A 22,480-nucleotide genomic window follows, 5' to 3' on the forward strand; every position below is an offset into this window, starting at 1 on the left:
CAATTAGGCTTGCTACATCTAAATTTACCAATAAATTTGTGAATTTTTCGCCAAAAAACGACATATTTTTCCCCTCCTATAATATAAAACTATACAATACTTAACTGTATTTAAAGTGTTTTTTTGAATGATTTTCTAAAAAAAATTAAAAATATAGTTTTTTATGTGTGAAAATTACAATAATTAGGGTCTTTTTGCCTTATTTTGTGACAAGATTTAACATCAGATTAAATAGTTTCATGTTAAAAAGCAGAGTTTTATATTGTGTAATTGTTTTTTATCAATAAGTGAGTCATTGCATATGGGGAAGGGGGAAGTCCTTACTAATGAAGACTATTGCTTTTTACTTACCACAATTTCATGAAATACCTGAAAACGATTTATGGTGGGGAAAGGGTTTTACAGAATGGACCAATGTAAAAAAAGCAAAACCACGTTTTCTGGGACACTATCAGCCTAGGACTCCATTACGGGATTATTATTACAATTTGTTAGATTTAGATGTACATAAGTGGCAGATAAATTTAGCAAAACAGTATGGTTTAGATGGTTTTTGCTATTATCACTATTGGTTCAAAGGGAAAAAATTACTAGAAAAACCAATAGAATTGAGAAATCAATGTAAGGAAATTGATTTCCCATATTGCTTATGTTGGGCAAATGAATCTTGGACAAGGTCTTGGGATGGGAAAGACCAAGAAGTATTAATGCGACAAGAATATGGGGATGAGTCTGATTGGAAAGAACACTTTAATTATCTATTGCCATTCTTTAAAAACAAAAACTATTTAAATATTAAAGATAAACCGATATTTGTAATTTACCGACCAGCTTCTATACCAAACCTAAATAAAATGTTGAGTCTATGGAATGAATGGGCTCAATCTGAAGGGTTTCTAGGGATACACTTTGTAGAAATGTTAACAATTTTTGAAGATAAATCAGACTTTACTTTTGATGCTGCTATAGAGTTTGAACCTATGTACACTTTAAAAAAACTAATAGGTAATACAACTTCACTACATCAAGAAAAAAAAGATTTTCACTTAAGTTATGATTTTGTATGGAAAAGAATATTAAACCGTCAAATTAAAGAACGTGAAAACATATATAAAGGAGCTTTTGTAGATTGGGATAACTCTCCAAGAAAAAAAGAAAGCGCTTTAATTATGGGAGGGGCTAATCCCGATAAGTTTAAGAAGTATCTTTTACAACATAGTAATGACACTGATTTTTTATTTATTAATGCTTGGAATGAGTGGGCAGAAGGCACATACCTAGAACCAGATGAAAAGTATGGATATAAATACCTTGAAGCTTTAATGGAGATAAAGAAGAGTCACTTCTAATAAATTGTAACAGCAAGAAAAAGGGGGAAACATTATGACTGATATAAATACTATGATTTCCATTCGAAACATTAAGAAATCATATGGAGATTATACAGTTATTAAGAATTTAAGCATAGATATCCGTAAAGGTGAAATTATAGGATTACTAGGACCGAATGGAGCTGGAAAGACAACACTTATATCGATTTTATCTACTCTTACTCTGCCAGATGAAGGGGATGGTACAGTATGTAACTACGACTTGTATACTGAACGGAATAAGATTAAAAAAAATGTGAGTGTAGTACCTCAAGATTTAGCGCTATACCCGACTTTAACTGCATATGATAACTTATCTTTTTATGCCGATTTATATGGATTAAAGGGAAATAGGAAAAAAAGCCGCATAAAAGAAGCCTTGCAATTCGCACAGCTTGAGGATTGGGCACATAAGAGAATTGATACATTTTCAGGTGGTATGAAAAGAAGAATTAATTTAGTGATCGGTTTGTTAAATAAGCCAAAAGTTATTTTCTTAGACGAACCAACAGTGGGCATTGATCCACAATCAAGAAACCATATTTTTAATTGTATTCGCCATCTCGTAGAAGAACTAGGAATCACTGTCATATATACAACTCATCATATGGAAGAGGCAGAAATGTTATGCCATCGTGTAGCAATTTATGATAAGGGTGAAATATTAGATGTTGACACCCCAAAAAATTTAATAAAAAAATATGGGGAAAATTATTTAGAGATTGTAATATCAAATATTCCAGAAGAATTTATACATAAAACAAAAATGATTTCAGATGTGAAGTCCTGCACATTGGTAGATAAAAAAATCATCATTCAATGTGTAGATAGCTTTAATGTTACAAGGGAAGTTATGAAATTGATTCAAAAATATAATCTGAAGATCGATTTATTTAATGTTAAAAACTCTAATTTAGAAAATGTATTTTTACATTTAACGGGGAAAAACTTAAGGTCGTAAATGGAAAGGGGTTGGTAAACATGAAAGCTTGGTATATAGCAAAGAAAGATCTGCTTATTCTTTTAAAGGATATTCCTGGTCTAATCTATTTATTTATTACACCCATTATAGTAATAGCAGTTGCTAGTTTTGCATTATCCAATGTATTTGATAGTAAGACAGAAAAATTCAAGATTCCTATAGTAGTAAATGATAATGGAGAACTATCTAAAAGGGTTATTGAAGAGTTAAAAAAAATACCTGCTCTTGAGCTAGAAGAAACTTATGAATTAAATGGTAAAAAGAAAGCCTATACAGAAGAACAGGCGAAAAAGGAAGTTCAAACTAAAAAAGCGGCAATCGTTATCCCTAAGGGTTTTACACAAAATGTATATTCAGGGACAGAGGCTAAAGTCATCATCATAGAAGATAAGGTTGATCGTATTATTCCAAGTGTTGTTTCAAATGCTGTAACTCAAATTGTGTCAGAAATACAAAGAGATATGACTAAAGAGATTGTAAAACAAGCCTCTGCCCAAATGGAAGTAAATGTGAAAGTGGAGTTTAAAGAATTAGCATCAGATAATGAACATAAACCTACTCCATTTGAATCTAATGTACCAGGATATGCTGTAATGTTTGTACTCTTAGGTACTGCTGCAGCTGCAGGTGCATTAGTAGAAGAGAGAGAGAATGGAACGTTAAGAAAAATCCTTACTTTACCTATTAATACATTATCAATTATTTTTGGAAAAATGCTCTCATGCTTTATAACAGCAATTGTTCAATGTGCAGTCCTTTTTAGCGTAGGACATTTTGTATTTGGAATGTGGCTTGGAAAAAGTGTATTAGGAATTATGTTACTAGTGATATGTACTGCATTTGCAGCTTCAAGCCTGGCAATTTTACTAGCTTCTATATGTCAAACAAGATCACAAGCAAATGGTATTTCTATTTTAATCGTGTTAACTATGTCTGCTTTAGGTGGGTCTTGGTGGCCACTCTATATAGAGCCGGAATGGATGCAAAACATAGCACATATTACGATTACAGCCTGGGCAATGGGAGGCTTTAACGATTTATTAGTATATAACAAAGAGTTCTTCTCTGTTCTTATTCCATCAGCTGCATTAATTGGTATGGGAATTTTATTTTTAACAATCTCCATACAAAAATTTCGACGTTCTTATGAAAAGTAGGTGAAATAAGTGTACTTAGTAAAAAATGAGGTGAATGTTCGTTTTGGGGAATGCGATCCTATGGGAATTGCTCACCACTCTCATTATTTTCATTGGTTTGAGCTGGGTAGGTTTCAAATGCTAGATATGACTGGTATAAACCAGTATTTAAAACAGGAAAAATTGTATTTTCCAATTATTGATATAGGATGTACCTATAAAAAATCAGCTCGATTTCAAGATGACTTAATTGTAGAAACCTATCTTAAGAATGAAAGTAAAGTTTATATAGAATTTGTTTATAAATTATTCCGCAAGAGATGCCGAGTTTTGTTAGCGGAAGGATTTTCGAAACATGTTTTAACACGGTCGAATAATCAATTAATCAGTAGATTACCAGAAGAAATTTTAGAAAAGATTCAATTTGAAAATAGCGGGGGTGTCATATGATTACATTTATTTTTCCAGGACAAGGGTCTCAATCTGTAGGGATGTGTAAAGGGTATTTAGATAAATACCCAAACATATTTGTCCCATTATTTGAGGAAGCAAATGATACGCTAGGATTTGATTTAAAGCAACTATGTTTATATGGGCCAAGTGAAAAATTAATAGAAACCAGTGTTACACAACCAGCTATTCTTACGGTAAGCACAGGGATATCACGAATTTTACATTTGTACGGTATAAGGCCATCTAAAGTGGCGGGTCATAGCTTAGGACAATTCTCTGCACTGGTAGAAGCAGGATTTTTACAATTTTCGGATGCATTATCCATTGTACGGAAGCGTGGTCAGCTGATGAGTAATATAAAGCAAGAGGGGTGTATGTTAGGAATTGTGTCAAACACATATCAAACATTATTTGAAGTTGTAGAGGAATCTAAACAATATGAAATTGATATTGCTGCCTATAATTCCCCTACACAGGTTGTATTTTCTGGCGAGAGTAAGAGCATTCTTAAATTTCAAAAGGTACTAGATCAAAAAAATGGTATAAAAACTAGAATACTCTCAACTAGTCATGCATTTCACTCACGTTTAATGGGAGAAATGGTTCTTGAGTTTAAGGAGTATTTAAATTTATTTTCGTTAAAAAATGCTCAAATACCAATTGTTTTAAACTGTTCAGGAAAACCAACTACAGATAGAATCAATATTTTACAAGATATAGAAAGACAATGCGTAGATCCAGTTATGTGGCAAGACACTATCTACACTTTATTGAATAATGGTACGAAACACTTTATAGAAGTAGGTCCTGGAAATACTTTAACCAAGTTATGCCGCTCCTTTAAGCAGAACATATCTGTATCCTCTACAGAAACACCGATGTATTTAAAAAGAAGCCTTACTACAATAGAGAAAGAATTTAAGGGGGAACGGGTCTATGTTTAATGGAAACGAAGTGGCATTAGTTATTGGAGGATCACGAGGCATTGGTAAATCAATAACAATGGACCTAGCCAAACAGGGCTTAACTGTTTACTTTACGTTTCAAAGTAATCAAAAATCAGCAAATGAAATAGCAAATACTATAGTTGAAAAAGGTGGACAAGCGTTTCCTATGCATGTAGATATTACAAATGAAGACTCTATTCATAAATTGTTTCAACACATACGCTCAAAGGAAAAAAGAATAGATATTTTAGTAAATAATGCAGGCGTTATAAATGATGGATTTGCTGCAATGATGAGCGAGGAAAAGTGGGATCATGTGGTTGATTTAAATTTAAAAGGAACATTTCTTTGTTGCCGACAAGCATTAAGAATAATGATGAGACAGAAAAGAGGTTCTATTGTAAATATTACGTCGACAAGTGGAATAACGGGTGCAAGAGGTCAATGTAATTACTCTGCCTCAAAGGGTGGGGTCATTTCCTTAACCAAGACTTTAGCATTAGAAGGTGGGGAATACGGGATTAGGGTTAATGCTGTTGCACCTGGTTTTATACAAACAGATATGACAAAAGGAATGGATCAACAGACATTAAAAAAGATGTTAGAGCTAGTGCCGCTTGGCAGAATTGGGGATCCTAAAGAGGTAGCACATTTAACAACATTTTTATCCTCTAACTATGCAAGTTATATAACTGGGAAAGTTTTTACGGTGGATGGTGGATTAGTTAATGGCTAAACAATAGAGGATTTAATGACGAATTTTGAGTTAAACAAGGAAAAGGGGAAAACAGATGTTTACGTATGTAGAAACAAGAATTATTGCTGAAAAAAGAAAACAATTAACTACTAGAATTAAAGAAATTATTACTGAGAGATTAGATTTAGAAATCGAACCGCATTTCATTACTGATGATCAGCCATTATTCGGAAGAGGCTTAGGGGTTGACTCCTTGGATGCATTAGAGCTATTTCTGGCAATTGAAGAGGAATTTGGTGTTGCGGTATATGACGAAAATATGGCAGTACTGGGTTCTATTAATAAAATTGCCGATTTTATTGAAGAAAATAGGGAGGATGATGTGCAGTGAGACCGATATTAAATGCAGATCAAATCCGAAATATCTTACCGCATAAATGGCCATTCCTTTTCTTAGATAAAGTTATTCAACTTAAGCCAGGAAAGAGTGGAATTGGTATTAAAAATGTAACAGTAAGTGAACCTTTTTTTGAAGGGCACTTTCCAAATGAATCAATTATGCCTGGAGTGTTAATTATTGAAGCTTTGGCACAAATGACTGCTGTTGTTTATGTTACAGGGGAACTAGCAAAAATAGATGCACATGGTGCATGTTCACCTAAAGTAGATCCGAGTTCATATGTGGGTTATTTAGTTTCTGTACGTAATATAAAATTTTTAAAACCTGTAGTACCAGGAGACCAGCTAGAATTACATGTCCAAATTGGAAGGTCTCTTGGATTAATCTCACAAGTGGAAATCTCGGCTTATGTAGATAAAAAGAAAGTTGCTACTGGTAGTATTCAAGTTTCTAAAAGAGTTGAGGAAATATGATTCATGGTATGGATGTTCAAGTTCGTGAGTGTACAGAGGCAGATAGTGAGAAGTTAGCCCACTTTTATAACAAATATCAATATGGTCCCATTAAATATGGGTATCCCTTAAATAAGCAAGATATTAAGCAATTATTTCGAGAGCGGAAGATACAGTTATATTTAATTGCTGAATATGAAAATGAAATTATAGCCAGCTTATTATTTTCTAGTTTATCAGGTCAAAGAGCATCAACTCCAGATGGAACCTGGGCAGGATTCTTTTTAATTCACCCAGAATTTCGTTCGGGAAATATACCAGATAAATTATTTGCTTATGCGATTAAAAATCTTATCCAACAAGATATTAAGTATATTGATACAGAAGTGAATCCGGAAGATAAAGTAGCCATGGCTCTCTATAAAAGAGTGGGGTTATATCAAACAAGTAGGTCGTATATAGACTATGATGGCTACTTAAATTTAAGAAGTTATTTACCTTATGTTATTACTTATCTATTAAATGCATTTGAACCAATTATTTCAAAAAGTGACCAAGATATATGGCTATCTAGAGGCTGGAAAACAGTTAGGGGATTGAAATCCCTACGTTCTATTCAGAGTAACGCCATAACAAGAAATGGAATTGAAGTTGTAAAGTATGCTATTAATCTTGGAGCAAAAGATGTGAATTGTTGGGTTGATATAAAAAGTGAAAAAATTACTGAGGTAGAAACAGAACAAGTACGATTTACTAGTTATATTTTAGAAGGAAACAATTTAATTGTTGGAGAAAAGATTCGCATCTGTTATGTATATGAAAACCATTTTCCAAATCCCATTGAAGCTAGTATTACATCGAGGATAGGGGAAGATTACTTAATTGATTTAAAGAAAACTTTTTACCCAAATAAAAAGTACGAGTGGGAAGAAGTTATAACAGTAACTAAGGAAATTGAGGGAGAACTTGTTACTAAGTTAAAAACAAAAGAACTAGAACTAACTGTTCATTTTGGAGTAACCATAGCAAATCCGTTAGAAATAAATGTTGCTAATTATCCTAAGTTAATTAATGGAAAAGAATCTGCATGCATCGTTAATGTGAAAAATAATTCTTTAGATAGATTAATTTACAAACTACTTATTCAACAAGGAAACTCGAAAATACTAGATTTTAAACCGCTAGAAAAACACCAAATCTGTATCATAGAGCCGGGTGAAATAAAGGATCATCCTATTGTATTGAATCCTAAAAAAATTGGTATCACTAATATGACACTTTCGGCTGTTAGTCATCAAAATAAGAATATTGGGGAATTAAAGGAAATAATTCCGATTTATGCGCATGGGAAAAATCATGTTTATGAAACAAAAGGATACTTAGTTCTAGAAAATATGTATATAACTGTACAAATAAGTAAAAGTACTGGTTGTTTATATATATATAACCTTAGAAAGCAGCAATTATTGGTAAAAGAAGCATGGCCAGATTTAGACTATCCATTTTTAAATGCAGTAAAAGAACCGAAATTAAATGAGCTGTCATGGGAAATAAAATCTGATTCATGTTTTGAAATTATTCATGAGGCCACAAGATTAAAGAGAAGCATTTGTTTTTTGTCAGATAAGATAGTTCAAATAAATGATTTCGCACAGGAAGGAAAATATTTAAAGATATATCCTTGGTGCATGTTATATGATGCGAAGATGACGGTACCACTAAAAAGTGGGTTAGTTTCTAAACCTATGGTATATGGTGAGTATCCATATGCACTACATGACTATGAATTTGTAAATCAATTCGATCTACCTAGTCATCCAAACATGTATGAGCGAAATTATACATTGTTTGAATCGCAAAATATTAATATTGGATTCATATGGAAAGGAAATATAGAGCGTATCCTATTTGGATTAAGATGGATGCCAGCGGTAATATTTAAACGGAATGATAAAGAAAAATGTATAACAAAAACGCACTATTATACTTTATGTTCTCGTGATAGCAAAGATGAAGTGGAAGAAATCTATAACGATATTACTAATCATACATCCAAATTTATATCTAATAAGATTCCGTACTCAATTGAGACTGACCAATTTCATATTATAGATGAAAACGGGGAATTTCATATTCATGGAAGTCTAAAAAACTTATTTTCTTCCATATTAAAGGGGAAATTAACATTGTTTTTCCCTCAGACATCTTACGAACAACAATTGTTTATACAAGACATAGAATCTATAAGCAATTTTAATTTTGAATTTAGTGGAAAGGTCAATTGGTCAAAAGCACATTATGCCGTACTCACGTATCAAGATGAATTAAATAGAAATGCGATAACTAAAAAAATATATCTATTCCTTAAAGGAAGAAATAAATTAACATATAGCGAAAAAAAACAAGAATATCTAGTTCAAAATAATGTACTAAATTTAAAGATTAAAGTAAACCAAAGTAGTAAAATAACAGAATTTATGTATAAAGATAAAGAGATTTTAAAAGAAAACTCAGTATTAAGTTCTTATAATTTTTTACCCGGTGTAATGATACCAACAGCTAATTCTTATACTCCAGATTGTAGGAAAGATTTGAGCATTAATTCAATATATCTCAATAAAAGTAATCAATCAGTAGTAGCGACGGAAAATACATATAAGGAATTTATTAATCGGATTTTCTGTCAATCTGATGAGTGGAAAGTTGAATATACAACTGTATATGATCTACCTGTCTTACAAATACAATTGAAAAGTCTACAGAAAGATAAAATGAAAACTAGTGTCTTTCACTTATTCTGGGAGAAAAAAGGAAAAACAAAAATTAAAAAGATGTATTATTGGCAGAATGGAGAGCAAAACACATTAATACCAAATGGCAAACAAAGAAAGATTTATTTAGATAATAAGGTAATTCTCGAATTATCTAATGGGTTATTTGTATCTATTTTAGCATTATCACATAGTACAAAATGTTTTATATACGAATGGCCCAAAAAAGGGATACAAATCGGAATATATGGTAATCAGAATGAATTTAATGATGGAGATATTCGCTTTAATATTGCAGTTGGAGAAACTTTACTTGATAGTGAATACTTTTCGCAAATTTTAGTAGAGGGGAATAAGACATGAAAGTATTGTTTATTGCACCTAGTCATTTTAGCATTGGTGAGTTGCATAATGCCTTATGTCTAGCTAAACAAATTCAAAAAGATGGGGAAGTTTATTTTTTAACAAGCGAAAAATTCTCATGGTATGCCAGTAAATCTGTAGCCAATGTTACATCGCTAACAAAGGGGCTAAGACAAAAAGAGGTTATTAAACAAATAATTGATTCTTTTCAGCCTGATGCTATTGTTTTAGCTGATTACCATAATTTATTTTTAGAGTCTCCAATTATTGATCTTGATTATCTATTAAACCTACACATACCTAGTTTCTCTATTGATTCTTTAGCTTGGGGTAGTGAGGATAGATTATTAGAAAATAAACTTTTTAAAAATGCAAATTACAATAGCTTAAAGAAAAGGTCATTGATAGAACTGCCTAAAATCCCGTCTCAATTTAAGCTACTTAGAACATGTCCAGTGAATAGTTATAAACAAGATAGTGAGAAAATTATCTCTGTCAAATTATATAAAGAGGCTTTACAAATAGATGAAGAAATAAGAATGAAAATAAGAGCACAACTAGGTTGTAGGGAACAAGATAAATTAATTTTGATTGCGAAATCATCATGGGCCAACCTATTAGTAAAAATGAGGCTCATGGAGAAGAAACAGTACAATGATGCAAAGTTTAGTTATGAATATATATTACAAGAATTATTAAGTCTATATCTACAGGACTTTCCGAGCGATACATGTATTAAATTAATTGGGGTTTCAGATGAGACAAAATTTGTTTCTATGAAAAATGGAGGGAAAATAGAATTTATTTCGCTACCATTTCTTCATTTGGAAGAATACGAACAACTATTATTATCGTGTGATTTATTTATCACTGATAATATTACATCTTGTTCAATGGGAAAAGCAGTATTTGGAAAAATACCTGTAATTAGTCTGGTAAACCATATGGAATATGAAGAATTAAAGACTCAAAGAGATAGCCATAATCCTACATTAAGAAGCATTATAGAAAAATGGAATTATATAATACCTAATGGACTTTATCCATTTCTTGTATTTCCAAATGGATGGCATAAAGAATTAGCACCATTGATGGAGCAAAATGATTATTTTAAATGTGTGCATACTTGTGAAATGTTTGATTTAAAAGAAACTAGTCAAACCATATTTAATATGCTGTATAGCAAAACTAAGATTGAGAGATTAAAGAAAATGCAACAACTATATATAGATAATGTCTGTAATTTACCGACAATAAATGATGTGATAAAGAGAGAATTGGGGGCACTTAATCATGAGTAATCAAATTAATATACAAAAAGAGAAAAATGAAGCATATGATGCAGTACGTAGCGGAATAGGTGTAATAGATTTATCAGAAACAGGAAGAATTGTTGTAAAAGGGGAGGATCATGTAGAATTCCTAGATCGTTTAGTTACGAAAGATATTGTGTTTATGGAAGAAGAAACTACACTCTTTACCTTATTGTTACAAGAAGATGGGAATGTAATCGATATAATTAATCTATTTAAAAATGAGGATTCTATTACAGTTATTACTACAGCGCATAAAAAGGATACTGTACTAGCTTGGTTAGAAAATCAAAAGACAAATGGTATTGAGATTATAGATATAAGTCAAACTCATTCCCTCCTTGGATTTGAAGGTCCTTATGCATGGAGATTAGCTCAAAAATTTTTAGATTTCGAAATATCATCACTACCATTTCAATCGTTTGTGCTAAATCAATTATTTGGAAAGGAAATTCTATTGGCAAGAACAGGTGTAACAGCAGAGTATGGTTATCAATTATTGTTTGAAAAATACTTGGAACCAATAGTAGTTGAAACCATAAATTCTTTTAAAGATGACGATATTAACTTAAAAAGAGTGGATTGGGAAACATTAGAGACGTTAATGTTAGAAATTCGACATCCATATTTTGAATTTAAACATTTAGAAGAACTAAATATTTTCGAAGCTAGTTTAGAATGGTTTATTGATTTTTATAAAGATGAATTTTATGGGAGAGAATCCTTAGAACAGCAATCGGAAGCTGGAGTAAATAAAAGAATTGTGGGATTCACGACAGGAATAGAGAGCGAAATTACAGTTAATGATGAAATTTTTATAGAGGAACAATTAATTGGTAAAGTTATTGAACTTAAAGAAAGTCCTGTCTTAAACAGGAGACTCGGAATTGCTTTATTAGAGGAACCATTTGCTGTTTCAGGGATTGAATTTTATATAAAAAACAAAGAAAATGCTTTGTATGAGGCGCGCACTCAGTCTTCCCCATATATTCTACCTAAATCATGGTCAATCAAAATACTGTAAAGGTGATGGCATATGAACATGAATAATCAACGAATCGTCGTGACTGGAATGGGAATTATTTGTTCAAACGGAAATAGTGTAAAGGAATTTTGGGATAATATTAGATTAGGGAAATCTGGTATTAAAGTAATCCAAAATATCGATATGGCTGAAATGGTAACCCATTATGGCGGAGAGATTGAAAACCTTGAGGTAGATGATTACTTCTTTAAGGATGAAATAAAGGATATGGATCGATGTGGAAAATTAGGTGTCATGGCGGCAAGGGAAGCGGTAGAAAACGCTGAATTAAAAATAGAAAACTTTAATCCATACCGAATTGGAATATCATTAGGCACATCTTTAGGCGGCATGTTGAGCGGAGAAGCATTTCATGAACAGTGGATCAAAGATGGAATCGAAAAAGCAGATGAAACGTTACTCTTTAAGTATCCAATCCATACTCCCTGTGACAATATTACTCGAGACTTAAAAATAAAAGGGCCAAAAATGATTATTTCCAATGCATGTGCCGCTGGTACAAATTCAATTGGATTTGCGCTGGATACAATTCGAAATAACAAAGCAGATGTCATGATAACCGGTGGGGTAGATCCCTTATCTAAAGTGTCAATGAGTGGTTTTAATAGTTTACAAGCATTAGCACCAACGCCACCATCGCCCTATAGCAAGAGTAATGGCGTGGTAATCGGAGAAGGTGCAGCTATTCTAGTTTTGGAATCATTAGATCATGCGGTTAAAAGGGGGGCAAATATCCTAGCTGAAGTAGTAGATTACGATTTATCTTCAGATGCATATCATCAGACAGCACCAGATCCGGGCGGGGAAGGTGCTTTGAGATCCATGCGAGGTGCTTTAAAAAAAGCCAGCATAGATGCTAAGGAAGTAAGCTATATCAATGGACATGGTACAGGTACACCGGCCAATGATGTATCAGAGCCAAAAGCAATTCGTACATTAATTACTGAAAATAAGACACCAGTTTCTTCAACTAAATCAATGATAGGACATATGTTAGGAGCCGCAGGGGCGGCAGAATCGGTAACAAGTATTCTTGCTATTCAACATGGATATTTACCCCCAACTATAAACTTTGAAGTTGAAAGTCAAAAATTTAATCTGGATTTTGTACCTAACATAGGTAGGGTAAGTGATTTGAGTTATGTACTATCAAATTCATTTGCTTTCGGAGGGAATAATGCAAGTATTTTATTCTGTAAGTACAATGAGAACCACGAGTTATCAGAGGAAAAGGAAACGCTAATTAAAGAAAAAAAAGTCGTAATTACTGGTGTAGGTGGACTTGCTGGGAATTCTTCAAACCTTCAGGAAATTAAAGATTGCATGTTTAAGGGAAAGAGTGGTACCTCAAAGATTAAACAGTGGAATGATAATCCTAGGTGCATACAAGCTGGAAAAATACCAGAACAAAACTATCGAAGGCTAATACATCCTAATTTATTAAGAAAGATGGATTCAATTAGCAAACATGCGGTATTGTCAGTGAAAATGGCTATAGAAAACGGGAACTTAAAGATAGATAAAAATAATAGGGATAAGATAGGGATTATTTTTGCTACTGGTACAGGACCAGTAGCAACGGTAGAATCATTTAACCGGATTATTATCCAGGAGGGTGTTAAGGCTGCCAATGCTAAATTATTTCCAAACACAGTTATGAACGCAGCAGCTGGACATATTTCAATAAACTTTAAAATAAAAGGGCCTACTTCAACTATTTCATGTGGTGGGGTTTCTGGTATTAGTGCACTATACTATGCCTATGCCATGATTCAATCTAGTGATTATGACACATTCATTGTGGTAACGGCAGATGAAGTAAATAATCCAATAATAGAGGGACACTCAAAAATAAAAAGATACTTAACAACTGAGGATATAAGGCCTTTTGATTGTAATAGTAGCGGTACCATACTTGGTGAAGGGAGCGTTGCCTTTATTGTAGAAAGTGAGGAGGCAGCGTTAAAAAGAAATGGTAATATTTTAGCTGAAATAAAAGGGTTTGGATTAACCTCTGATGACAGTAAAATAGGGGACTTAAATCATCTAGGAAAGGCATGGGAGGAATCTATGCGTTTAGCAATGAAAGAGGCAATGATTTCTCCAAAAGAGATAGAATATATTTGTGCAGCCGCCAATGGTCATACATATTTTGACCGTATTGAAGAGAGAGTTATAGAACGTATATTCGGTATCGAGGCTCCTGTTAGTGCTACAAAATCTATCTTTGGGGAAACCCATGCAACTGCAGGCCTTCTTTCTCTTATTAGTGTAATATGCGCATTTAACGGTGAAATACCAGCTACGCAAAATGTAAAGAGTCATAGAGGAAGAATCGATCTTGTCATAGAAAACGCTCGTAAGACACCGGTAAGCAATGCCTTAATTAGTACATATTCTTACGGTGGCAATTATAATTCTATTGTAATAGGAAAATATTTAAATTAATTATTTATGTAAGAGGCCACTTTTATTAAGTAAGTAATGGCCCCCTGCATAATAAGCTATATAGTTTTTAAAGCTTAGGCTCTGAATTGAGCATATCAGAAAAACTATGAAGGAGCACAATGCCATGAAAGGTATCATTCTTGCAGGTGGGAGCGGTACTAGATTGTACCCCCTTACCCAAATTGTATCAAAGCAATTATTACCTATCTACGATAAACCTATGATTTATTATCCTTTATCAGTACTAATGTTGGCGGGGATAAGAGAGATACTAATTATTTCAACACCACAAGATATTAATAAATTTGAGCAAGTGTTAGGTGATGGTTCAAAATATGGAATTACTCTTTCATATGCTGTTCAGCCTTATCCAGAAGGTATAGCACAAGCATTTATAATCGCTGAGGAGTTTATTGGAAATGATAATGTAGCTTTAATTCTTGGCGATAATATCTTTTATGGTCATGGACTAACAGAATTACTAGAAAAGGCTGTTAAGAAGAAAAGGGGAGCTACAGTTTTTGGTTATTATGTCAATGATCCAGAGCGTTTTGGAGTAGTGGAGTTTGATTCTAAAAAGCATGTAATTAATATCATGGAAAAGCCAAAGGAACCAAAATCAAACTATGTAGTAACTGGTCTGTATTTTTATGATAAACGTGTGATAGAAATAGCAAAAAACATAAAACCGTCAAGTCGTGGAGAATTAGAGATAACAGATATAAACAAAGAATATCTTAAGATGGGAGAATTAGAAGTTGAATTATTGGGAAGAGGCTATGCATGGCTGGATACAGGCACACACGAATCATTATTAGAAGCAGCACAATTCATAGAAACGATTGAGAAAAGACAGAGTTTAAAAGTAGCCTGTTTAGAAGAAATTGCATTTAAAAAGAAATATATAACCAAGCAACAACTATTAAAAATAGCAAATTCGGTAAAGGAAAATCAATACAGCCGATATTTATTAAGGGTTGCCCATCAATAGCATTTAAATGAATGGAGAGAGAAGAATGCGTAAAATTCATACAGCATTAGATGGTGTTTTTATTATAGAGCTTGATAAATGCAGTGACAAACGTGGTTACTTCATAGAAACATATAATAAGAAAAAATTTGAACTTTTAGATTTACAGGGAGAATTTGTACAAGATAATCAATCATTATCTTTTCACACAGGCACGATACGTGGGCTGCATTATCAGTTGAATCCTAAAGCCCAAATGAAGGTAGTGAGCTGCATTTCTGGTTCTATTTACGATGTAGTGGTAGATATTCGAAAGGGATCCCCCACGTACGGGCAATGGTTCGGAACAATTTTAAGTGAGTATAATAACCGCCTACTTACCGTTCCTAAAGGGTTTGCACATGGTTTTTGTACAATAGAACCTAATACTATCGTCCAGTATAAAGTAGATGAGTATTATTCCCCTAACCATGAAGAGGGAATTCTATGGAATGATGAAACGATAGGAATATTTTGGCCAACTAATCAACCAATTTTATCAGAAAAAGATAGAAAACTGCCTAGATTAAAAGATACTAATATCAACTTTGTTTATGGAGATGATTTTAATTGAAATTATTAATAACGGGTGGGGCAGGTTTTATTGGTAGTAATTTTATTCGTTACATTTTAAAGAAATATCCTCAATACCAAATTGTAAATGTAGATTTATTAACATATGCAGGAAATTTATCTAATCTCAAGGGAATATCATCAAATCAGAAATATAAATTTATCAAAGGGGATATTTCAAATGAAATATTCATAGATAAGTTATTTAAAAAAGAGAAATTTGATTATGTATTAAATTTTGCAGCAGAATCTCACGTTGATAGAAGTATTAAAAGTCCCCATATCTTTGTTCAAACTAACATATTAGGTACACAAGCCTTATTACAATCAGCATATAAAACAAAAGTGAAAAAGTTTGTACAAATTTCTACAGATGAAGTATATGGAACATTATCTCAAACAGGTGCGTTTACAGAGCATTCAATAATAGCTCCTAATAGTCCTTATAGTGCAAGTAAAGCTAGTGCGGACTTAATGGTACGAGCGTATCATGAGACATTCGGTTTACCTATGAATATAACTCGTTGTTCCAATAATTATGGTCCCTATCAGTTCACGGAAAAATTAATACCATTAACAATAACTCATGCGTTAAATAATAAAGATATTCCTCTATACGGTGATGGATTACATATAAGAGATTGGCTTCATGTAGAGGATCACTGTGTAGCTATTGATTTAGTTCTTCATGGTGGAGTAGATGGGCACATTTATAATATCGGAGGAGATACTGAATATACAAATCTAGATATTGTACAAAAAATAATCAAATTCCTAAATAAAGATCAATCGCAAATTACATTTATCCCAGATCGCTTAGGACATGATCGACGTTACGCCATGGATGCTACTAAGTTGAAAGAAGAATTAGGTTGGAAACCACACTATCTATTTGATCATGGACTCACTCAAACAATTAAGTGGTATATCGATAACCGTACGTGGTGGGAATGAATTTTATAATTTTAGGCAAGAAGGCTCCTTCCTCAAGGAACGCGAAGTGAGTAGGTGGGAGATGAATGGGCTTCGGACAAGAGATGGCAGGAAGTCATCTTAATTGTTCGACATACATAAACTGCTACTAGCTAAAAATTACATAAATTAAATGAGGTATTTTAAAATGAAGATACTGATAACGGGAGTAGATGGACAACTAGGACAAACTTTAATGCAAGTACTCAGCAGAACACATCACGAACTATATGGTGTGAATCGAACCAAGTTAGATATTGCAAATAAAATAAAGGTCTGCTCTTACATTGATAGAGTAAAGCCGGATGTAATTGTACACTGTGCAGCATTTACAAATGTAGATGGGGCAGAGAAAGACAAAGGGTTGGCATATGAAGTAAATGTATTAGGTACCAAGTATATCACTCAAGCTGCAGGGAGAATAAAATGTAAATTTGTATATATTAGTACGGATTATGTATTTGATGGCGAAAAGCATACACCATACAATCTTGAAGATCTTCCTAATCCATTAAATATATATGGAGAAACGAAATTGGCTGGAGAACATTTCGTAAAAAAATACACCAAGAAACATTTTATTATTAGAACGTCCTGGATATTTGGAAAGGGCGATGGTCACTTTATTGCTAAAATAGGAAAAATAGCAAGTCTATATGGTGAAGTACGTGTAGTATCAGACCAATTTGGCTCACCTACCTATGCAATAGATTTAGCAAACTTTATTGAGGAGTTAGTAGAGACAGATCAATTTGGACTATATCATGCGACAAATGAAGGAGTATGTTCGTGGTATGAGTTTGCAGTTGAATTTTTTAAAGACTTCAATACAGATATCAATATAATTCCTTTAAAGACTAAAGAATTCCCGCAAACAGCCAATAGACCTAAATATTCAGTGTTAAGCAAAGATTGTATTATCCTGAACGGATTAAAACCATTAAGACATTGGAAAGCAGCATTAAAAGAGTATAAGGAACAATTAGATAGTAGATAATCATTTTAATTTATATAAAATCAGCAAGTAAATATAGCTTTATTCTTTTAGTAAGTTTCATTTTAATTACTTTGAAACTTGTCGTTTATAAAGTATTAACTGTAAAATAAAAAACCACTACTTAAGGAAGTGGTTTTTTATTTTACAACTATACATTAAATCGTAACAAAGGCCATTATACATTCGCTGAAAGATTAACAGTACATTAACTATTTTAGCATATTAACATTCAAATAAATGTTCCAATCTAGTGAACTTTAAAATTTTGCTTACTTTGATATAAAAGGTTTTTAGGGTATAAAATAAGTTAATCACGGAGAAAATTTAAATTATAAATCTTTCTTTGCATATATTTTTTGAGATAGTAGCATTGATATAAGACCAATAACAATTGAGCTAAAACAAGGCATCCATGTTAGGACAGTTGGTGAGAATGGAAAGATAATTTTAAAATCAATTTGACTTGGTTGTAGACCTCGTATAAGAGTAGGAGCAACAAAAGGTATTAAAAAGGTAGTTAAAAGGTAGTTAAAAGTGATATGACTTTTGTTTTATCATAACCAAATTTAAATTGAACAGGAAGGAGTATCCCAAATAAAATACTTAGAGTTAGAAACGTTATTCCAAGAGCACTAGCACTTAGGTTTTCTATACCTGATGGTGCGATTACTGATATACACGGATAATGAATGCACAGATAAAAATTACAAAAAGAAAAAGATACTTCGCTTTTACAAATGCGCTTCGTGTATATGGAGTTGCACAAAGTAAAGCAGCTCCCTTGTACTGATCCTCATATTTGGATACTGTTCCGAACAGAATATATTCCATCAAAATCACTGTTAAAAGAAAGTTAACAAGGCCGCCATCATTTAATTGTAATTGTGTAGAAAGATAAATAGGAGCAATAGCAGCAAAAACGAGTAAAATTAGAAAATATTTTTTGACTAACATAAAGTCTTTTATTACTAAGTTAATTAGCATAGCTATTTCCCAGTTCTTTCATAAAATTAAGGAGAATATCCATTAATTCACTTCGTATTAATGGATCCTAGCCACTTGTTGGCTCATCCATTAGTAATAGATCTGCGTGGTAGGATAGAGCCAAAGCAACTGCAAATTTCATTCGCGTCCCTTTGGATAAGTTAGAAATTTTCTGTTTTAGATTTAAATTAAACTGTATAATGTAATCTTGAAAAACGGGTTCATTCCAATCAGTATAAGAAGGAGCAATGACATTTTTCATTTCTTTTAATGTTAATCCATCATAAAAATATCCCTCATCTAGCACAATACCAATTTTGTTTTTGGACTTTCTTTCATGCTTATCCATATCGTTTCCTAAAAAATTAATTTTCCCAGAATTTTTTAAAATTAGACCAAGGATTGCTTTAATTGTAGTGGTTTTCCCAGAGCCATTGGTACCGATAAACCCTATTATACAGCCGTTATTAATTCTAAAAGTAACATCTTTTAACGAGAAATAGATAATAATGATGTCTACTACATATTGTCTATTCTATGCGATAAAATATTTTAAAAGTTTGTTTGAAATTAAGATATCGACAGCTTGATTTAATCATTATGAAAATGTCTATAATATCTCTAAATGTAATAAAAAAGACTATAGTACTATAGATTTAAAAAGAAGAAAGTAAATAAACCCAGATTCACTGATAAAAAGGGTCAAAAATAGAGGGGATCATTTTTACGGAACGATAGAGCAGTTCAGATACGGTGACACATGTATAACCATTGTTTTTAAAGTGGATTAGGATGCGTTCTAATGCTTCAACTGTCTGAGATATCTCAGAAAATTCGCTACCATTCCAATCATGAAGTAGAATGATATTTCCAGGCTGCACACCTTTTATGATATGCCCCGAAATTTTGCTAGCTGCTGGACTTCTCCAATCATGGGGATCCTGATGCCACGACCATAAGATCACAAGTTTACCATTTTGTATGGCTGTATTAATGATTAAATCATTATGTAACCCTCCAACTGGACGATACAGATTTGGTTTATACCCAGTAATTTGTTTGATAATTTCATCCGTTTTGTTTAATTCTGATGTTAATTTAGCTGCAGTAAGGTTTTTATCATAAATGTGATTATAAGTATGATTAGCAATTTCGTGTCCTTCTTTTACTTGTCTTCTTAAAATAGTTGGAAACCTTTTTACTTTATTACCTGCTACGAAAAAGGTTGCTTTTGCATTGTATTTAGCTAATATATCAAGTATTTGAGGGGTGAAAACAGGGTGAGGACCGTCATCAAATGTTAGTGCAACTATTTTTTCCTTTGTATTTACTTCCCAAATTACCTTTCCTGTTTTTTCATATGCCTTACGACTATCTGTAAAAGCATAAATAGATATTGGTTTGAAACAAAGAGAAATTATAAAAAAAATGAGGAATATAGAATTTTTTTCCACAACTAATACACTCCTATTAGATACAAGTAAGTTTAGTTTATGTAGTTATTATTAAATTATTTAATCAAAAATTAAAAAATAGTAGCTTATTGGAAATGTGACAAAATCCTCTTTTAGAATTAAGCAGCTTTATATAGAATTTGGTTAATTGACTTTTCTCTGAAAGAAGTCCATGATAAAATAGTTCAGGTTTGAATAATACAAAGATGAACTATATGTAAAGAGAGGAAGTTACTACAATGGTACAAAAAAATCAAAGCCTCAAAATAGGGGCAGAAGTTGTACAGTCATTTGTAGCAATAAACAAAGAAATCAAAATGCCTCTAGTTTAGGATTAACAGTACAACAAATGGGGATCTTAAACACAATTTATGGAATTCCTAATATTACCCTTAAAAGTATTTCAGAACGACTTTCAGTACCTAAGAGTACCGTGAGTGTAAATGTGGATGAATTAGTCAATCTAGGGTTAATCGAACGAAATCCCTCATCTGAAGATCGTAGAGAGATAAAATTGAAAGTAACAATGAAGGGGCAAGAAATATCACAAAAATCTATTGAAAATTCTACTTCCTATAAAGCAATGTCATTAGCATTAGAACAGCTTGAGGAAACAGAAATTCAAACATTATTGTATATGCATAAAAGCATATTAAATTCTTTACGTTCTTGAAAATTCAAAGCACTCTCTAAATAGAAATAGAAAAAATACGGATTTAAAAAGTTAAGAAAATTTAAATATAAAAGCCTAATTTCTCAGTGTAATAAGGGAGAAATTAGGCTTTTATTATTTTTTTAAAGCACCCTTTAATGGGATAACTAAAATGCTAATTTGATTTGCTAAAGAACTATAACGACATATGCCTTTGCATGTTTTAAAACACCTAGCTAAATAAAAAGGGAAGATAAACTTAAAACTGTTTGCTTACTTTATAAGTTAAATATTTCTAGGATGGAATCTTATTTTATTGAAAATTGAAATGTTAAGTAATATTCCTATTGCTATTAAATTGACCATTAAAGAACTTCCACCAAAACTTACAAATGGAAATGGAGTACCTGTAAGAGGAAATAGTCCCGTAATACCACCTAAATTTACAACAGATTGCATACCAATCATACATCCTATACCAATTGCTATAAAACTGCCGAATGGATCTACACATAATTGTGCAATTTTTAAAGAGCGAAGTACTATAGTCAAAACTCCAGCCAATAGAATAAATACACCAATAAATCCTAGTTCTTCAGAAACTATTGCCATTATAAAATCAGTATGTGGTTCCGGAAGATAACCTGTTTTTTGTATGCTATTTCCAAATCCAAGACCAGTAATTCCTCCAGAGCCAATGGCAATAAAAGAATTTACAAGCTGGTATCCATTTCCTTGTGCATTAAAAAAGGGATTGAAAATCGTAGTAATACGTGTCTTTTGAACTTCTGACAAACTATATTGAATTAAAAAATATAAAACAGGGAACCACAAAATAGAACCGATGGAAGTTCTTTTGATTAGTAGATTTATATTTATTCCTGAGCAAAGAAATATGCTAAAACCTATACCTAATATTAAAATTGCTGATCCTAAATTTGGTTGTTTAAAGATGAGAAAAAAAATTGTAGCTAAAAAAAATAAAAGTTTTCCGCTACCACTCCAGCTATTTTTAGCTTGTTCTTGTCGTAATGCAAAAAAACGGGCTGTTACGAGTATTGTTCCTAATTTAAGAAATTCAGCTGGCTGTATTCCAAAGATCCATGATTGAGCATTATTTACCACTTTTCCTTTCCATAAAACCATAATTAATAAAAAAATCCCCCCAACCATAATAAAGATTGAGACTATTCGTTTTTTCCATATTTCATATGGGAGTATAGCACAAACTACGAACCCTATTGTTCCTAAAAGTAGCTTTGTTAATTGAGAATCAACAAAGTGTCTACTTTTATAATCGTAATGCTGGACAGCTACAATGGAACTCGCACTATACATCATGATAATACCTAAAGTACATGTTATGAATAGAGGGAGGAGCAATAGATAATCGAGTTTTAATATTTTTTTCATTTTAATATCCTCCTAATTTAAAACAAAGCATAATATTACATTTGCTAAT

18 protein-coding genes and 3 pseudogenes are annotated in these 22,480 nt (G+C 32.2%); 17 read left to right on the forward strand and 4 right to left on the reverse strand.

Annotation, left to right across the window (positions count from 1 at the left end):
- Positions 1–326: 326 nt before the first annotated feature.
- From MR160_RS06725 to rfbD, 16 genes are all read left to right on the forward strand, one after another.
- Positions 327–1,349, forward strand: a complete 1,023-nt coding sequence (locus MR160_RS06725) for a glycosyltransferase WbsX family protein (protein WP_242297119.1) — start codon at positions 327–329, stop codon at positions 1,347–1,349.
- A gap of 34 nt (positions 1,350–1,383) precedes the next feature.
- The gene (locus MR160_RS06730; RefSeq protein WP_242297120.1) at positions 1,384–2,331 is read left to right on the forward strand and encodes an ABC transporter ATP-binding protein; all 948 of its coding nucleotides are present in this window, start codon (positions 1,384–1,386) and stop codon (positions 2,329–2,331) included.
- 20 nt (positions 2,332–2,351) lie between these two features.
- Positions 2,352–3,509 carry an ABC transporter permease gene (locus tag MR160_RS06735; RefSeq protein ID WP_242297121.1) on the forward strand — a complete coding sequence of 386 codons (1,158 nt, stop codon included), beginning with the start codon at positions 2,352–2,354 and terminating at the stop codon, positions 3,507–3,509.
- A gap of 9 nt (positions 3,510–3,518) precedes the next feature.
- Positions 3,519–3,938: an acyl-CoA thioesterase gene (locus MR160_RS06740; protein ID WP_242297122.1), complete on the forward strand. Its 420-nt coding sequence runs from the start codon at positions 3,519–3,521 to the stop codon at positions 3,936–3,938.
- A complete protein-coding gene (locus MR160_RS06745) occupies positions 3,935–4,885 on the forward strand; it encodes an ACP S-malonyltransferase (protein ID WP_242297123.1) in 951 nt (316 codons plus the stop codon). The genes MR160_RS06740 and MR160_RS06745 overlap by 4 nt, the downstream gene beginning before the upstream one ends.
- Complete coding sequence (gene fabG, locus MR160_RS06750) at positions 4,878–5,624, forward strand: 3-oxoacyl-[acyl-carrier-protein] reductase (RefSeq protein ID WP_242297124.1); 747 nt, start codon at positions 4,878–4,880, stop codon at positions 5,622–5,624. Before MR160_RS06745 ends, fabG begins: the two co-directional genes overlap by 8 nt.
- Positions 5,625–5,679: 55 nt before the next feature.
- Entirely contained in the window at positions 5,680–5,976 is a 297-nt protein-coding gene (locus MR160_RS06755; RefSeq protein ID WP_061660225.1) for an acyl carrier protein, read from the forward strand.
- A complete protein-coding gene (gene fabZ, locus MR160_RS06760; protein WP_242297125.1) occupies positions 5,973–6,458 on the forward strand; it encodes a 3-hydroxyacyl-ACP dehydratase FabZ in 486 nt (161 codons plus the stop codon). Before MR160_RS06755 ends, fabZ begins: the two co-directional genes overlap by 4 nt.
- Complete coding sequence (locus MR160_RS06765; protein ID WP_242297126.1) at positions 6,455–9,571, forward strand: GNAT family N-acetyltransferase; 3,117 nt, start codon at positions 6,455–6,457, stop codon at positions 9,569–9,571. Before fabZ ends, MR160_RS06765 begins: the two co-directional genes overlap by 4 nt.
- Positions 9,568–10,872: a DUF6365 family protein gene (locus tag MR160_RS06770; protein ID WP_242297127.1), complete on the forward strand. Its 1,305-nt coding sequence runs from the start codon at positions 9,568–9,570 to the stop codon at positions 10,870–10,872. The genes MR160_RS06765 and MR160_RS06770 overlap by 4 nt, the downstream gene beginning before the upstream one ends.
- Complete coding sequence (locus tag MR160_RS06775; protein ID WP_242297128.1) at positions 10,865–11,908, forward strand: aminomethyl transferase family protein; 1,044 nt, start codon at positions 10,865–10,867, stop codon at positions 11,906–11,908. Before MR160_RS06770 ends, MR160_RS06775 begins: the two co-directional genes overlap by 8 nt.
- A gap of 12 nt (positions 11,909–11,920) precedes the next feature.
- Complete coding sequence (locus MR160_RS06780; protein WP_242297129.1) at positions 11,921–14,377, forward strand: beta-ketoacyl-[acyl-carrier-protein] synthase family protein; 2,457 nt, start codon at positions 11,921–11,923, stop codon at positions 14,375–14,377.
- Between the two features lie 124 nt (positions 14,378–14,501).
- Positions 14,502–15,368, forward strand: coding sequence for a glucose-1-phosphate thymidylyltransferase RfbA (gene rfbA, locus MR160_RS06785; protein ID WP_242297130.1), 867 nt, complete (start codon positions 14,502–14,504; stop codon positions 15,366–15,368).
- 25 nt (positions 15,369–15,393) lie between these two features.
- Positions 15,394–15,960, forward strand: a complete 567-nt coding sequence (gene rfbC, locus MR160_RS06790) for a dTDP-4-dehydrorhamnose 3,5-epimerase (RefSeq protein ID WP_242297131.1) — start codon at positions 15,394–15,396, stop codon at positions 15,958–15,960.
- Complete coding sequence (gene rfbB, locus MR160_RS06795; protein WP_242297132.1) at positions 15,957–16,913, forward strand: dTDP-glucose 4,6-dehydratase; 957 nt, start codon at positions 15,957–15,959, stop codon at positions 16,911–16,913. The genes rfbC and rfbB overlap by 4 nt, the downstream gene beginning before the upstream one ends.
- A gap of 166 nt (positions 16,914–17,079) precedes the next feature.
- Entirely contained in the window at positions 17,080–17,928 is an 849-nt protein-coding gene (gene rfbD, locus MR160_RS06800) for a dTDP-4-dehydrorhamnose reductase (protein WP_242297133.1), read from the forward strand.
- Positions 17,929–18,257: 329 nt separating this feature from the next.
- On the opposite strand, the pseudogene MR160_RS06805 reads toward rfbD, so the two are convergent.
- From MR160_RS06805 to MR160_RS06815, 3 genes and pseudogenes are all read right to left on the reverse strand, one after another.
- A pseudogene (locus MR160_RS06805) lies at positions 18,258–18,912 on the reverse strand (ABC-2 transporter permease).
- Between the two features lies 1 nt (position 18,913).
- Positions 18,914–19,426, reverse strand: a pseudogene (locus MR160_RS06810) (ATP-binding cassette domain-containing protein); the annotation flags it as partial.
- Between the two features lie 172 nt (positions 19,427–19,598).
- Positions 19,599–20,366, reverse strand: a complete 768-nt coding sequence (locus tag MR160_RS06815; protein ID WP_242297134.1) for a polysaccharide deacetylase family protein — start codon at positions 20,364–20,366, stop codon at positions 19,599–19,601.
- A gap of 239 nt (positions 20,367–20,605) precedes the next feature.
- Here MR160_RS06815 and MR160_RS06820 point away from each other — a divergent pair.
- Positions 20,606–21,039, forward strand: a pseudogene (locus MR160_RS06820) (MarR family winged helix-turn-helix transcriptional regulator).
- A gap of 264 nt (positions 21,040–21,303) precedes the next feature.
- On the opposite strand, the gene MR160_RS06825 reads toward MR160_RS06820, so the two are convergent.
- On the reverse strand, positions 21,304–22,431 hold the full coding sequence (locus MR160_RS06825) for an FtsW/RodA/SpoVE family cell cycle protein (protein ID WP_242297135.1): 1,128 nt from the start codon (positions 22,429–22,431) through the stop codon (positions 21,304–21,306).
- Positions 22,432–22,480: the final 49 nt, after the last annotated feature.

The organism is Bacillus cereus group sp. BfR-BA-01382, assembly GCF_022663475.1.
GTDB lineage: Bacteria > Bacillota > Bacilli > Bacillales > Bacillaceae_G > Bacillus_A > Bacillus_A thuringiensis_S.

Coding starts and splice junctions, on each gene's coding strand:
- MR160_RS06725 (WP_242297119.1), top strand. CDS start 327: ATGAAGACTATTGCTTTTTACTTACCACAATTTCATGAAATACCTGAA.
- MR160_RS06730 (WP_242297120.1), top strand. CDS start 1,384: ATGACTGATATAAATACTATGATTTCCATTCGAAACATTAAGAAATCA.
- MR160_RS06735 (WP_242297121.1), top strand. CDS start 2,352: ATGAAAGCTTGGTATATAGCAAAGAAAGATCTGCTTATTCTTTTAAAG.
- MR160_RS06765 (WP_242297126.1), top strand. CDS start 6,455: ATGATTCATGGTATGGATGTTCAAGTTCGTGAGTGTACAGAGGCAGAT.
- MR160_RS06780 (WP_242297129.1), top strand. CDS start 11,921: ATGAACATGAATAATCAACGAATCGTCGTGACTGGAATGGGAATTATT.
- rfbD (WP_242297133.1), top strand. CDS start 17,080: ATGAAGATACTGATAACGGGAGTAGATGGACAACTAGGACAAACTTTA.
- MR160_RS06775 (WP_242297128.1), top strand. CDS start 10,865: ATGAGTAATCAAATTAATATACAAAAAGAGAAAAATGAAGCATATGAT.
- MR160_RS06825 (WP_242297135.1), bottom strand. CDS start 22,431: ATGAAAAAAATATTAAAACTCGATTATCTATTGCTCCTCCCTCTATTC.
- rfbC (WP_242297131.1), top strand. CDS start 15,394: ATGCGTAAAATTCATACAGCATTAGATGGTGTTTTTATTATAGAGCTT.
- MR160_RS06745 (WP_242297123.1), top strand. CDS start 3,935: ATGATTACATTTATTTTTCCAGGACAAGGGTCTCAATCTGTAGGGATG.
- MR160_RS06755 (WP_061660225.1), top strand. CDS start 5,680: ATGTTTACGTATGTAGAAACAAGAATTATTGCTGAAAAAAGAAAACAA.
- MR160_RS06770 (WP_242297127.1), top strand. CDS start 9,568: ATGAAAGTATTGTTTATTGCACCTAGTCATTTTAGCATTGGTGAGTTG.
- fabG (WP_242297124.1), top strand. CDS start 4,878: ATGTTTAATGGAAACGAAGTGGCATTAGTTATTGGAGGATCACGAGGC.
- rfbA (WP_242297130.1), top strand. CDS start 14,502: ATGAAAGGTATCATTCTTGCAGGTGGGAGCGGTACTAGATTGTACCCC.